At 42.6% G+C, this 15038-nt stretch carries 7 protein-coding genes; 1 reads left to right on the forward strand and 6 read right to left on the reverse strand.

Features of this window, described 5'->3' with window-relative positions:
- Nucleotides 1–75: 75 nt before the first annotated feature.
- Nucleotides 76–1050 carry an N-acetyl-gamma-glutamyl-phosphate reductase gene (argC, locus tag V7K44_RS11525; protein WP_334931506.1) on the forward strand — a complete coding sequence of 325 codons (975 nt, stop codon included), beginning with the start codon at nt 76–78 and terminating at the stop codon, nt 1048–1050.
- Nucleotides 1051–1163: 113 nt separating this feature from the next.
- On the opposite strand, the gene V7K44_RS11530 is transcribed toward argC, so the two are convergent.
- From V7K44_RS11530 to V7K44_RS11555, 6 genes are all read right to left on the reverse strand, one after another.
- Nucleotides 1164–2153 carry a DUF1350 family protein gene (locus tag V7K44_RS11530; protein WP_334931508.1) on the reverse strand — a complete coding sequence of 330 codons (990 nt, stop codon included), beginning with the start codon at nt 2151–2153 and terminating at the stop codon, nt 1164–1166.
- Nucleotides 2154–2315: 162 nt separating this feature from the next.
- On the reverse strand, nt 2316–5183 hold the full coding sequence (locus V7K44_RS11535) for a hypothetical protein (RefSeq protein ID WP_334931510.1): 2868 nt from the start codon (nt 5181–5183) through the stop codon (nt 2316–2318).
- A 202-nt stretch (nt 5184–5385) separates the two neighbouring features.
- On the reverse strand, nt 5386–9267 hold the full coding sequence (locus tag V7K44_RS11540; RefSeq protein WP_334931512.1) for a TonB-dependent receptor: 3882 nt from the start codon (nt 9265–9267) through the stop codon (nt 5386–5388).
- Complete coding sequence (locus tag V7K44_RS11545; RefSeq protein WP_334931689.1) at nt 9264–10700, reverse strand: hypothetical protein; 1437 nt, start codon at nt 10698–10700, stop codon at nt 9264–9266. The genes V7K44_RS11540 and V7K44_RS11545 overlap by 4 nt, the downstream gene beginning before the upstream one ends.
- 268 nt (nt 10701–10968) lie before the next feature.
- Nucleotides 10969–11532: a hypothetical protein gene (locus V7K44_RS11550; protein ID WP_334931514.1), complete on the reverse strand. Its 564-nt coding sequence runs from the start codon at nt 11530–11532 to the stop codon at nt 10969–10971.
- A gap of 196 nt (nt 11533–11728) precedes the next feature.
- A complete protein-coding gene (locus V7K44_RS11555; RefSeq protein WP_334931516.1) occupies nt 11729–14251 on the reverse strand; it encodes a beta strand repeat-containing protein in 2523 nt (840 codons plus the stop codon).
- Nucleotides 14252–15038: the final 787 nt, after the last annotated feature.

The following is a 15038-nucleotide window of genomic DNA, read 5'->3' on the forward strand; positions in this document are numbered from 1 at the left end:
AAACGAGTTAAAAAGATTGATCGTTAAAATAACTCTTACTTTGTCAAAATATCACTCTCATATAATAAAAAGCGCATGACTACTAAACCGAAGATTTTCATTGATGGGGAATCGGGAACCACAGGCTTACAAATTTACTCACGCCTGAACCAGCGTGATGACATCGAGTTAGTTAGCATTGAAGCATCTAAACGTAAAGATGCAACTGAGCGAACTAAACTAATCAATGCTGTTGATGTTATTATTCTCTGCCTGCCTGATGATGCAGCCCGCGAAGCTGTTAGCTTAGTCAGTAATACCAGGGTTAAGATCCTTGATGCTAGCACTGCTCATCGCACCGCTAAAGACTGGGTATATGGCTTCCCTGAACTAAATCCAGGACAGCGAGAGAAAATCGCCAGCGCCCAGTTTGTCAGCAATCCGGGCTGTTATCCCACAGGATTTTTAGCTTGTATCCGTCCGTTGATTGTTAAAGGACTCCTGAACAGTAACTTTCCCATCACCGTTAATGCAGTGTCAGGTTACTCTGGTGGCGGCAAGAATCTTATAAAACAGTATGATACCTTCCACGAACAGCAAGCCGGGGCAGAGTCGCTCTACCCTTATGGCATCTACGGTTTGCAGTTTGAGCATAAGCACGTCAAAGAAATGCATCAGTATTCGGGGTTAGCATCACCGCCGCTGTTCGTACCAGCCGTGGGGGATTTTGAGCAGGGGATGTTGGTACAGATACCTTTACCACTGGGAACTTTGGATAATCCACCATCAGGTAAGATTATTCATGAAGCGATCGCTGACTATTACCAAAGTGAAAAGTTCGTGCAGGTTGCTCCATTCCAAGATTCTACACTGCTGAGAGACGGAACATTTCTGGATGCAATCGCACTGAATAATACCAATATTGTTCAGGTTTTTGTATTCGCCAATGACACCACTAAAGAAGCATTGCTAGTTGCTCGTCTTGACAATCTGGGTAAAGGCGCATCAGGAGCCGCAGTCCAAAACCTAAACATCATGCTCGGTTTTCCAGAAGAGTTGGGATTGTCATGAAAAAGGGTTAGGGAATGGGAAGGGGGGCAGAGGAGCAGGGGAGCAGAGGAGCAGGGGAGCAGAGGAGAAGTTGCAGTAAGTTTTTCCTCTGTGCCTCATGTGCCCAATGACCATTATCTTGATTTTTCTTTCAGTTCCTCAAGTAATTGAATTACACTATGCTCAAATGCTTTGTTTCGCTCTTGAACTGATTCAATTAACGGTTTATCAAAAAGATTAACGACATACTTAGCCAACTGAATACCTAAAGGTCTTAAATGTCCACCTGCTACAGTTTTCCGAAAATATTGAGGTGGCTTTTGCAGAGTATTAGTAAACCATTCACAGGTTGATTTAGCAATATTGTCTGATTTGAAACAGATTAAACCCATGATATTAAATAGCCCACTATCCTTGATTAAATGCTGGGTTTCTTCAACAGTTGGTTTCACACCCCAACCAAGATTATCGATGATATCCGCTAAAAATTGAGGACGAATTGCACTCCCTGTGTCAGCAACAGCAGGTGCTAATAGGATAGAAACCTGTCCTTTAATGAAGACGCCGTTAATGTTGATATTCTTATGCACATAAGTGTAAATTAATTTTTTAACTTCATCCCTTTTTCGCGTTAGTTCATCAAAGAGAATGTTAATGTCTGCAATCACACTTTCTATCTCTGACTTATCGGAAGTATTAGATAGCAGGTTCCGAATAAACTGCTCTCTATCTTGAACATCTAGAGGTAGAGCAGTAAATCCTTCTAACAGCGAGATATATTTACAACCAAGGCTATGTCCAATCCAAGAAAAGTTCTTATCATCTAGATAGGCTTCATAATCATATCCTGCAACACTTGCCATTTTCACAAGCTCTGGCAGAATTTCATACTGTTCTCTCATGAGAAAACCAGCTTCTACATAATGGTTAAAAGTAAAATTAAATGGCAAAATAATAATTGTATATCCCTGCTCAAATAGAGATTGAAGCAGATAACGATAAAAAAACATAGGACTAAATGTACCAAAGAAAGCCCCAGCAATAAATTGAATTACCCCTTTAGGCTTTGGATGTAAAGCAACCCAACTGTGAGAAACTGGTTTAAATCTCAGTTTTAAATTCATATTTACCATGACTTATTTGTAGGTATATGCTGAATCTCCAAACTGAAGTTATTGCTTTTCGGATTATTCAAAAGATATTTTTACAAAACTGCGATCGCTTCGTTACCCAACAGCCGGAACTCTCCTAATGCCCTTAATTCCACTAGTTAGCGGTGGTTAAAACTATTTCACCTTAGCGCGGAAGCGGACAAAACCATAAGAATTAGCTGGTGTGCCAGATCCAGTGGCTGCGGGTAGATTAGGAAAACTGGGGACTGTAATATTAACCACTACTGCTCCATTGGTGTTAGTACCGCAGTATGATGGTGTGCCTGATTCGTTAGCTGTATAAAAATACCCGCGATCGCTATCTCCGACATTAGTGAGATAAAGCGTAGGTGTATTAGAACCAATAGCTAGGGCAATTCCTCGATCTGCTCCTGGTAAGCCACCATCACTAGGAGTCATGCCATTAAAAGCAGTAGGAATCAAACTAACATTAGTCGGAACTAAGTCACAGAATTTCACATTAGTTGCATTACCAAGACCATTGGAAAGGAAATATATCGTGTATTCCAATTCATCTCCCGGTTTGACAGTGCCAGCATTAATTAATCCTCGCAAGTAGCCAACAGGCCATTTAGGATCGCTATCATCAGTAGCATAAGGTTCTGGTACATAGTTGCTAGCATTAGTAGCAACGTCACTGCGACCATCCACAATATCAGTTAAATCTTGGTTGTTGAGGCGGGTAATGCGTTTAATTAACAGCAATTTAGGGTTAGAACTAATAATATTTAATACAGTAAATAAAGTGGGGTCATCATCTGCGGTACTGGCAGGATTATTACCAGTATTTACACCGTTATCAGTAATTTGCAAGAACGAATTACCGAGAGTCGGTGGGTTATTAGTAGCGCCAGCAGAGTCTGCATCTGTGAACACCGTGCCAACAGTTCCTGTAGGATTATCAGGTGTGTTAAAAGTAGCATTTGCTTGATTACTAATTGGATTACCGCCATTGGCATTATTAATCGTGGCAGTAATTTTAATGGTAATCGTATCACCTACACGGAGAGTTCCAGAATTTGTCACAGCAACAACACCAGCGCCGTTGTAACTGGGATTGATTGTGATATTATTGCCTGAAGTTGCAGCAGTAATTGCTGCACTTACAAAGGTTAACTGTGAGGGTAATGAGTCGTTAATGACAAAGTTAATTGCATTGCTATTACCTGGATTCAGGTTGGAATAAGTGATGGTATATTCGATGCGATCGCCTACAGTCACTGTTCCACTACTATCATTGTCTGCGAGGAAGCGAACAGATTTGGTTCCTGTGACATTTGCTTGAGTGTTAGTAGTAATTACCAAGGGAGTCATGATTGCTTGACTTGGGAAATATGTCCAAGTATCTATTCCCTTAAAGTCACCATAATTACTACTAAATTCATGTTCTCCTAACGCACTATTGATCCCTCTAGCAGCATTACGCGGGCTAGTAGCTCCCGTACCATTTAAGTTAATCGTCGTACCATTAGCGGTAGTATAGTTACTGTCATTGTAATAAATGGTAGTCGAGCCAATCTGCTGTCCATTTTCATCTAGAAGGTTAGGAAAAGCAGCAGGAGAGTTTTCCATTGTGATTTTAAACCCCAGCGGATTATTTTCAGCATCCAACATGGGAAAGTGATATTCACCCGAACGTGTTGTGATTATGGCATTGTATGGTGCATTTCCTGGTAGAGGTAGGAGATTTGTCCCACTGGCATCCTTTCCATTCCAAAGCACCACATTTGAGCCAACAGATAGCACATTTTGTAGTACTCTATCGCTACTAGGGTCAAAAATGCCATTATTGTTGGTGTCAATAATTATTTGATAGCTACCAGTTGAGATAGCGCTAAAGCTAAAATTGCCTCCCACACCCACAGACGTTTGGTTCCCACTACCTCCATTACCCCCAGTGAATTTAAACGAAGTCGGTACTGTGGGAATCGTCGCTGCAATAGGAATACTCAAAGCATTGAGGGTTGCGGTGTCGGGTCGATTGAAGAAAACTAAGTGGGTAATATCTGTTGATGTATCAGCAACACTTGGGTCTTGGACTCGCACATTGCCGCTAAAGATCAAATTATTATTAGTAGCGCCGCCAGCAGAATGGTAGACAGTGCTGTTATTTGTTTTATCAAGATATCCCCGGTTATTAGCAAAAAAGATGAAGCCAAAGGGATCGACTCCATTCATATCAGTTTCGTAACGATACCCATCTTTGGTTTGAATATAAAGCTTAGAATTGAGTGCTACGGGAGTACCACCACTGGCATTTGCCCCCATATTCATAGCAATATAGTTAGAAAATACTCGCCCTTTTTTGGCGACACCGTTACTATCTCGAACTGTAATATCCCAAGCAGCCACCCCCGAACGTTGAGTAACATCTGTAGGAAATGCCGCCGTTGTCGTTCTTGCTGGTGGATTATTTGCACCACTTGTATCTGGAGAATGAAATTCAACTTCGTAAAGACCGGTTTCTGTAGCGACGAAACTACAAGGGGTATAGCCGCCAGCATTAGGTAAAGGGCCGGCCGTTTCTTTGGCAACAGTGTCAATCAAACCAAAACCAGAAGTTAGAACATTACAAGAGCTATTTTGAGTACCAAAGGGACTGCGGTAAACAATATCTTGTGGGTCTGAAAAGCTAGTATGCACGCTAGAGCCAAGATTAACAGTTTCTCCTTGTTGAACATAAACTTTGAGTATGGTTTTCCGAACAATACCTGCCAGTAGTAAATCTGACCATTCCAGGTAAGGTCTGTATCCGCCATCAGAAACTAACTCTTTGCTGCCTTCAGCCCAGCTAGGTTGAATACTATTCCCTAAAATATATAAAAAAAAGCCCAGGCTACTCAGCCATAGTTTTTGACGCCTACTAGTTAATGGCTTTTCTATTGTTTTTTTTACTGAGTTGTCTACAGCTAGAGAAAATCTATCATTTTCATCAATATTTACTGTGGCGATCGCTCTTAATTTCTTAAATAAACATTTCATGATTTAGTTCCAATAAAAATACATAATATGTAAGTAATAATATTGAGTTTATAAATATACAAAGACCAGAATAAAAATTGAACAGTTTTTCCACTAGATTCAAAGCGAATAATAAAATCGTTACGACAATAGTATTCCCATGAGGAAAGGTTAAATTCGTATATAGAGGTTGCAATGAACATCTCTACATCAAATAACCCTTTTATATTTCACGCCTTTGCATCCCCCTCATTGCAGCCTTGAGTTTACCCACCAAAGTTTTCATCGCCGATTCTTGTGGCTGGCGCGCTACAGGTTTTTGTTGTCCAAAGCCGTCAAACAATTCGTTGAGCTTAACCGTAAACCCTAAATACGCACCACCTGCGGAACGTGTTCCTGAGAAATCTCGGTCATCAACTTTACCAAAGACGTAACCAGCCGAAACGCGCAGGTTAGGCGTGAGGTAATAACCTGTTTCAACAACAAAGCCTGTCTCACTGTAGCTAGACTGACTAATTACACGAGCTTCACCCACCAAATCCCAGCTATATCCCAAACGATAAGTAGCGCGTACTTGGGCCAAATTTACTGTGCTAGTACCCGCTAAATCGTTAGCTATGTAAGATGTACTGTTACGCAACGCATACTTCCCGTAGAATTCCCATTGCCAGTTAGGAGCGTAAATCGCCTCTAAAGCAAAGGTATGGTCTTGAGAACCCGTACCACTTCCTAACAGGATGGTGTCAGGGATGGTTGATGGATTTTTGCGATATTCATAACGCAATAAAGCATTAAATTTATCACTATTGGGATCGCGGTAGGCTAAACCCAGTTTTAGGTTAGCAGTATCTCCCAAGTCTGAAAGCTTTTGATTGGAAGAACCTGCTTGTTGATAACGTACTAAAGCGGTAAGAGCCGGAGAAATTTTACCCGCCGCACCTGCGGTAATTACTGTATTACTACCTCCAGAAGAAGAACGATGTTCGTAACGGGCGCTAGCTTGAAACTGCGGATTATCACTGTATTCCAGACCCACACTGTAGCTATCGCCACCATCAAATCCGATTGCAGATGCTGATTGACCAAAGGCGTAAGGTTGGGCATATTGTTGACCTGCTGCCGTGCGTCCGAAGAAGTTGCCAAATACGTGTTCGTAAGCAACATTCAGTCGCAATCCCGAAGCAATAGTCCAGCGGTTATTTATACCAATTGCTCCTTGAGTAGTCATTTCGTTAGCACCACCCAAAATTGAGTAACGACCAGTCAAGGTAGTATCCGAACCGAGTTTGTGTTCGCCGTTGACACTCAAGCTGGTGATGGAATTACCCGAATATTGACCGCTACTGTAATACTGTTGGGCTAAACTGACATTGACACCAGGAATTACCGCCCAATTCAACCCCAAAATGGTACGGTCTGGGTAAACAGTATCTTTTTGGGAAGATAAGCTGAGTTCATTTTGGGCTTGGAAAGTCAGGTTTTTAGCTAGAGGAACTGAAAAACGCGATCGCAATTGATTAGAATTACTACTCAAAGCACTGTCGAGAATTCTGTCTTCCCGACGACGATGAATCCAATCCACATCCAGAGTAGCTTTACCCAAACGTTGTTGAATCCCAGCGGAAATCGTCGTCAGTGAATTATCAACTTTGCTCCCAGGTATCGCCTCATAACGCGGTGCAAACAGTTCTTCAAAGGTATCTAGGGGTTGGGGAGCAATCCCAAAATTGTCTTCGTGGTCGTATTGCGCTCTGACGTTGGTAGTTGAGGTGAGTTTAGCTGTAACCTGCGCTCCATAACGGGTTTGTCCTGGGACAAAGCTGATAGTGGCATTATTGGCAAAACCCGTATCAGCAAAGCGATAATAGGCACGACCTTGAATCCCATTAGCAATTTTTCCTTCAACTTCTAAACGGTAGGCATCACCTCTGACCTTTCCCACAACATCAGAATCATTCGTGGAATGGGCATATTCTGCGATTAACTTACCGTTGTCACCTAAAGCAATCAGCGCATCTGCACCGTAAAGTTGAAAGTCGCGCACCCCGTGATTTTCTTGAACGTAAGTTGCTCCTATCCAACTTTCCTGGTTAAGTTTGCGGGAAAGACTATATTGCAAACGACCAGCATAGATGCTCCCGTCAGAGTCTTCGCTGTCAAATTGATAGCTAACAACAATCCGACGTACCAACACTTGTCCGGTTTGATCGATATCGGTGCGAAGAATAGGTTCGCGGAATAATAAAGTACCGCGATCGTAGTCGATTTCGTAGTCTGGGCCTCGGTTAAGCTGTTTGCGTTCTAATACAGTTCCAGGACGATTGAGTTCTTCTAATTCGATAAAGACATTTTCACTACCTGCTTGTAATAGTCTGCGAGAGAGGAAGTAATAACCACTAGTACCATCGGGAGCAATCGTATCCCGTTGAAACCCTTCTAAGTGGTCGCCATAGAAACCTGTAATTTGGAGGTTTCCTAAATTGTAGTTAGCTTTAAAACCGTGGAGTTGACGAGTGATAGAAGTAAACTGCTGCGATCGCCGCGCAAATTCTTCTGTGTTATAGTCACCCCACATAGCATAATCAGGATCGGAGCCAGGGGTACGACCTGAACGCTCAAAACGCAGAAATACGCTGTCAATGGAAGGAGCAACCACATCAACTTTTGAGCTATCGCCGTAGACAGGATAGTTTTGCTCGCTGAATTGGTAAGTTCTAAACAAACGATTATCGCAGTTGCAATCTTCATTGAGGCTACGAGAACTGTTGTATGCACCTGTAAACAACCATTCTCCGATCGCACCAGTGGCAAATATCGCTGAATGGAAATCTAATTGCGTTCCGTTGTTTTTGTCAGGAGGGAGGAAATCACGAAAACTGCCGTAATAATTTGTACCTCTAGCCCCCAAACGTAAATCTATGACTCCAGTAACTAAACTCGGACGCAATGCTGTTTCAAATTGTAGTTGAGTGAAAGCTTCTAAATCATTAGCGATCGCACGAATTGTGACAGTTTCGGCTTTTAGCTGCGATCGTAACGTCGCTGTAAATTGCCCCGCCTTCGCCTCCACTTGAAATCCCGGTTCATCAGGCTTGAAGTCTTTCCCGACCAACTCCCCAGCAGTGGGTATGAGGGTGACAACAGCATCACGATTCGAGCGATTGCCACTTGCATCGATAAGTTGACCCCGGATTGTAGCCGTAGAACGCCCATCTGCCGGGATACGAGACTCAACTGTTTCTACAGTTAATTGCTGCGGCGCTCCCCGTACTGCAACTTGCACTGTTACAGGGGGTTCTGTTCCTCCAACACCTTGTGCAGAGATGGTGTTTGCACCTTCTTTTAACGATACACCATACCATGTCTGCGTTACCAAGTTGGTGGTAGCATCAGTTTCCGTCCGTCCCACTAAAGAAGGGTCTACCAACGCCCCATTTACTCGCAATTCCACTTGACTACCAGCGGGAAACTGCACAATCACCGTGCTAGCTTGTACATCTACAACACTGTCAGCCGTTGGAGTCAGGATTTTAATTGCTGTAGAGATAGGGACAGTGGGGGAAACGGGAAGATTTTCATTCACCCCTTGTCCCTTTGTCGCCGCGTCCTCTACTCCTGCAATTTTGCGTAATCCTCTAGGCAAACCGACAGAAGTGGCTGGCTGAAATGGTTGTATTTCTGTTGGAGAAGCATGAAATAGTATTTCAGTATTTTTCCGTTCGTCGTTCTTGTTCTTTATTCCTGTTATTTTGCCTAAGTCTCTGGGCAAATCTACAGAAGTTTCTGGTTGAAATGGTTGTATTTCTGTTTCACTTGGCTGGACATCTGGAATTTCAGGAGCCGATGCTGAAGAAGTTGAGGCAAATTCGAGAGGTGGAGAATTCAAACCCTCTCCCATTCTAGGAGAAAGGTTTTCCAGAACTGGTGAAAAGTCAGGATCTTTAATACCCTTATCTGCTTGCGAAGGTGAATCAGGGAAAAGGAGATTTTCACTAGTGATTTCTGCTTTGACAATTGTCGGGTACAAAATAAGGCAGAGAGCTACTGGCATCGCCCCCATCAATTTCAGGTTAAATGTAGTTATACAGTGCAGTCTGGGTTTCATTTCTTGACTGGCTCCTGAAATGTTGGGGTTACAGCGAAGTTCATGCGTACTAAGCCACCAGGCTCTAAATGCACCAAGCGAGATTGGCTATTTCGTTCGCGGAATTTTTCGTTATGAGCTAGGGTGTAACCCCCTACACTGCTGAGGTCTAGTACACCTGTGTGGTATCCAGGTAAGGCATTAGCTAGAGAGAACAAACCATTAGGATCTGTAGTGATGCGGTTTCCGTCCTCCAGAAAAATCACCGCATTGGGTACTCCAGGTTCACCACGTTGTTGTTCACCGTCAAAGTTTTTATCAACAAACACCCGACCGATAATCGTGCCACAGTCAGAAACGATTCCTGGACGAATTTTCAATTGGTGTGTTGCAGGGCCATCCTTAGTACTAAAACGGTTATCAGCTCGTTGAGCATTAACGATCGCAGTGTTACGACCAGTACCACGCAGTGCATCGGCTGTTAATTGAGCAGCGTAGGCAATATTCAAGACTTTCTCTGGGGAAATTGTTACGTCTGTGCGGAATGTGACTGTGTTACCATTTCGTTCTGAAGCGATCGCGACTGGTTGACCATCCAACTCTCCCTGCACAGATTTTGGTAAAAACTGGAATCCTAAAGGTAGGTTGTCGGTGACAAATATATTACTCAAACCAGCATCAGCGAGATTTTTTACCGACAGGCGATAGATTACTGTATCTCCAGGTTCAGCAGTAGCGCGATCGCCTGTTTTAATAATCTGTAACTGATTGGCTTGACACAAATTTGTAGTGAATTCAAAGGCTAATAAATCCAGTCCCACCGTTTCTGCATTGGGAACTAAAACAACTGTTTGCTCTACTCTGGTTTCACCTGTAAGACTGATTGGTTGACCATCTAGAGAACTGGCCACATATCGCACGACACCATTACCTTGTGTTCCAGTGTTAGCAAGGATTTCAATCTTGACCCGCCGCTGTTTATAGATAGAATTTGGTGGTGGATTAACTACAAAAATGTAGGTTCTACCTGGAGCAGTTTGACCCTTATTCGGATCGAGTAGGAAATTGTAGACACCCGCAGGGTTATTCGTAACGAAGTAGGGGTTACTATTCTCGATATTTGGCGATTTTCCACCAGGAACGTTGTTATTAGGAATATCTGGTAACTCTGTTCGAGTCAAAGCAACCAAACTGCCCAACTCTGTCCCCGTTGGATCGCTAGAGTTGGGTTCGTATACCCCAACTGAAAAACCTGTATAGTCAGGTAAAATTGTCCCAGCGCAACCTAAAATCCGTCCTAATGGATCGAGTAAGGGGATAGGACTAACATTGATTTGCTCAGAACTTCCTTGATATTGATAATTACTAACAGAATCTGTATAAGTATAAGTAGCTTGATTTATTAATGGCAAAGACGCAACCAGATTGTTAGTCTGTTGCGCGATCGCTGGCATAGATATAGTAGTATGCAAAAAACTTCCCAGAAGAACAGTAGCTGTTAACCGTCGCCACCAGCTACTGCTAGAAGTAATTTGCTTTTGGTTTGGAGGACGGTTCACTTACCACATCTCCTCTGAAATGTCAAGCTTGTTGTTAATAAAAGCACTTATTTATTTGGGGAAACCCAATTAAGCTAAAACTCTTTTAAAATCTCGTTTCCAGTGGAATCTGAAAATATTCTTGATTGCAGCTCTTTTTCGAGTCAGCAAGGCGGCGTGTCAATCAGCGCACTTGGGTTTGATAAGTTGCCTTGACTGTTGTCTTCGCTGCAAGTGATGGAATCTGCAAACGGATATGAGTGTAAGCAATAGCTGGGGCTGGTTTTGTTTCCACTTTGCCGCCAGGAAGGGTAACTTTAACCGTAGGATTTTCGACGAAGCTACGCCCGCCATCAATGCTGTACACAACATTGGTATTGTTGGCGACATTAGTAGAATTCAGCACGTAGACCATTCCTTTGGGAATAGGTTGATTAAAAATCAAATTCTTCACTGGGCGATCGCTCTGATTTTCGCCACTCAAGGTATATCGCAATACATCTCCTGGTCGCACCACAACTTGACCTTTTAAAGGTTCCCATTTCTGACTTTGCTTGCCCTGTTGATCCTTTGCCACCACTTGCTTTTCTGCTTCTAAACGCAATTGAATTTGCCCTTGAGTTTTGATATTCTGAGCAACAGCACTTTCTGAATGCCATACATTTGCGATTCCCGGAATTTGACCAACAAATGGAACTGTAGCAATGAGAGCGAATGCTCCTAAACCTGCAAGAGAAACACGCTTCATATAAATAACCTCAAAAAACTTCCAGAATGTTAATTGTTGACTTATCTTTCCCAGCTTTTGCTAAGAAAAAGTCACTCCCCTATTTGCTTGCTATTTGGGGTTGGGGATAAGGTCAAATGGTTCGCAGACTCTTTTCTACCAAAGGCTACGGCAGCGAGTCTGCGAACTTCAAAACAAAGTCCCCAATCCCAATGAATTAGTTCACCTTGCGTTGGAAGGTAAATGTTCTTTGAATACCCGGTGCGATCGCGCCAGTGACAGTATCCACATACTTAGCAACATCAGTATTTGCCGTAGTTCCAGTTTGGTCGATGCCAGAGTTAGTAGCTGGATTACCACTAAAGAATTGGATGGTTGCACTCCCGGAATCCTTAGCTGAACCAACAATGTTGCTAGTATCAATTTGACCGCTAGCATCGTTATCTAATGCCCAGTTATTGGGGCTTTGCGTACCATCTTCAGTAATCACAACTTTGTTAGCATTCAAAATCACATTCCCGGTTCCAGATTGAGGATCGGAAATATTTGTGTATTGAATTTGGTACTCAATAATGTTTCCTGGTGCAGGCTTCTTCGGATCGATACTGAATGTGCCATCATTCCCCTGGACTACAGGCCCAGTTCCTTGTAAAACTCGCGACACTTTCAGCAGTTTCAGGAAGCCAGTATACACGCGATCTATGGTGATGTTGGTTGAATCAAAGGTATTATCATTCCCACTATCCTTGATTCCATCAGCGTTGGTATCCGTCGTATAGTTGTCAATAGAAGCAATTATGGGTACTGGAAAACCTCTGTTAATATCAGTAGATAACTGCGTGCCTGGAGGTAAATCAACTTCCACACCATAGTTGATACTTGCACCAGGAGCAACGTTGGGGATTGTAATTGCTGCACCAGGTGTTGTAAATGCTCCATTATTATAGGTATAGACAGCAGACTGACTACCGTAGGTAATAGTTACCTTCGTACCATTCGGTAAATCTCCTGGAATTGCTGGTGGCGTTGGCTCTATCTTCAAGACACCTGAGTCAGTACCACTGTTCTTAACTGTATTGGTGAAGCCAACTGATTGTGGATCGAGTGTACTACCAGGTGCTGTACCAGCAGGAACAAGGGAAGATTTATTAGTGAAGTCATCATTGGTTAAACCTGATGGCCCAGTAGCATCCGGGGCATTTTGCGGCCCGTTGAGTAACGCTGAAGCAATAGGCGCTTGCACCGTGAAGACGTTCGCCTCACCACCTGTACCAGTACCACTGTTGTTATTACCTGTGTCAGTTCCAGTTTCTGGAGATGCTGGAGTGCTTATATAACCATCATCAACATTGCCAGGCGGTAGAGTATCGGGAATACCATCACCATTGGTATCTGTACCCGTAGGAGGTGTCATACTACCTGGGGAACCGTCATAGTTGCTGGGGTTTTGGTCGCCGGAGTCGTCGTATACTGGGAGATTGCTACTGGGTGTTTGACCAAACAATTGAGCGATATTAGCAACGGTTAAGGGTGAAGATGCAGTTGATTCAACAGCTAGCTGAATCGAGAAGCCATTTACCGTTGTACCAGGAGCAATGGAAGTAATAGTCGCTGGATTATTGATAAAACCAACGCGAGTGACTGAGGCCAAGGCTGGTGCTGTTGTAGTCCAACTAGCTGTATTAGCATTAGTTGTAACTGGATTAGTGGTATAGACAGTTTGCCAACCAGGAGGTGCAGTTGGTGCTACTGCTAAATCTGTACCCGCAGGAATCGCATCAGAAACCAAGATATAAGTGCCAGCAATACCATTAACATTGATGCTTGTACCCGTCAAAGCTGATGGTGTAATTCCCTGTCCTGTGGGATCGTTGGACTCAACTCGCAAACTCAAATCGTAGGTCAATTTATCATCTGTAATCGTAGTTGTGCCAGCATTGTTATAGCCACTGCGAATCTTCAGAATGGTGGCTAAAGCATAGGTCTTCACCGTTAAACCAACCTTAATTTGCTCGGTGGCGCTAGCTTCCCGTGTACCATTAACTGGCGCGCCAGATACCTCACCAGCACTACCATCGGGGTTATCTACGGTGAATATGTCACCACCATCAGGACTCCGCAGTTGGTTTTGAGCATCACCAGGAGTATTACCAAGAGTAACGGTTATGACATCATTGGTTTGAGCGCCAGCTTGTACAGTTACTGGCACACGCACCAATACACTACCGTTAACCGGAACAGAAGGTGTGTCTACGCCACCTTGAGGGACGTTTATCCAAGTTTGACCACCATCAGTGCTATATTGCAGGCTATTAACTGTACCACCATTTGGCAATGTACCAGAAACTGTACCCGGCCCAGTTGTTGTCGCTTGGTTGGGAATATGGAATTTGGTGGGGTCATTACCTACGTTGGTCAAGGTGTAGGTGTAGATTAGTAAGTCGCCAACTGCAACATTACCGCCATTGTTATCTGTAACTCCAGAAGCTGTGACGGTAATTCCAGCAACCTCTGCTACAGTGACAACGACAGTGTTAGAAGTGGCATTTATAGTTGTCCCTGGACTGTTAGGATCTTCGTAGGTTGCTGTTGCAGTGTTACTGATAGATGTACCCGCAGTCGTTCCGTCAGCTAATACGGGTGCGAGAAATTGGAAAAGGCTACCAGTTAATAATGCTGTTGCTACTAGAAATTGGTAAAGTTTATGCTGCTTATTTACAGATTGATTTCGATTTACCATAGAAGTAGTTTGTTTGCTGAACTTGTATCTCAGATTTTGAGACAGGATAAAGTTCGGCAATTCCTTTTAAGGAATTACCGATTTATGGCTGCCCAAAACGTTGAAGTTTTGGGAATGCATATTTAAGGAGTTAAATTATTGACACTCCTTGGAAATTATATTGAGACAATAACCAGAAATAACTTGTCTAGTTGTTTTACGCTTACCCTTGAGAATCAAAGCTGGCAATCGCAAATATGTGTAATTTATTACTGTATTTTGCTTAGTTATAGATGTAAATAGTAATGTAGCTTTTAAAGCAAAAAAAATCTTCCGTATAAATAAGTAACTTCTATAGCTGTGAATGAGTGCATCAAAGCTGGAAAATTAACTTTATTTTGGCAACACACATAGCAATTTTAGTGGTTTAAGAAGACGCTAAAAACACTAAAACTTATATAATCAAATGTTTTTGAGTCTTTGTTGTCAGAAATATATACTGCTCTATAGAGTCATTTAGATCAAAAAAATTGAAAGTTAACTAAGCGATCTAGATCGCTTAAATAGGATGGCAATTCCAAAAAATGCAGTTTTATCATAAAAAAATGCGATTTTTTCATATCAATTTACCGTGTTAATGCTGAAGAAAGGAAGCTATTTTATTTTTTCGTAACATTAAAGATACACGTGTAAATACTAAAAACAGAGATTACTAGTATTAAAGTTTTACAAGAATCATTCCTCTCAATACTAAACATACCCGACATTTTTAGTCGGGTATGTTTGACTGGTATTTTTGCTCGTGTTA

The sequence above is a fragment of the Nostoc sp. genome (assembly GCF_036917235.1).
Classification (GTDB): domain Bacteria; phylum Cyanobacteriota; class Cyanobacteriia; order Cyanobacteriales; family Nostocaceae; genus Nostoc.

Coding starts and splice junctions, on each gene's coding strand:
- V7K44_RS11555 (WP_334931516.1), bottom strand. CDS start 14,251: ATGGTAAATCGAAATCAATCTGTAAATAAGCAGCATAAACTTTACCAA.
- argC (WP_334931506.1), top strand. CDS start 76: ATGACTACTAAACCGAAGATTTTCATTGATGGGGAATCGGGAACCACA.
- V7K44_RS11530 (WP_334931508.1), bottom strand. CDS start 2,153: ATGAATTTAAAACTGAGATTTAAACCAGTTTCTCACAGTTGGGTTGCT.
- V7K44_RS11545 (WP_334931689.1), bottom strand. CDS start 10,700: ATGCCAGCGATCGCGCAACAGACTAACAATCTGGTTGCGTCTTTGCCA.
- V7K44_RS11540 (WP_334931512.1), bottom strand. CDS start 9,267: ATGAAACCCAGACTGCACTGTATAACTACATTTAACCTGAAATTGATG.
- V7K44_RS11550 (WP_334931514.1), bottom strand. CDS start 11,532: ATGAAGCGTGTTTCTCTTGCAGGTTTAGGAGCATTCGCTCTCATTGCT.
- V7K44_RS11535 (WP_334931510.1), bottom strand. CDS start 5,183: ATGAAATGTTTATTTAAGAAATTAAGAGCGATCGCCACAGTAAATATT.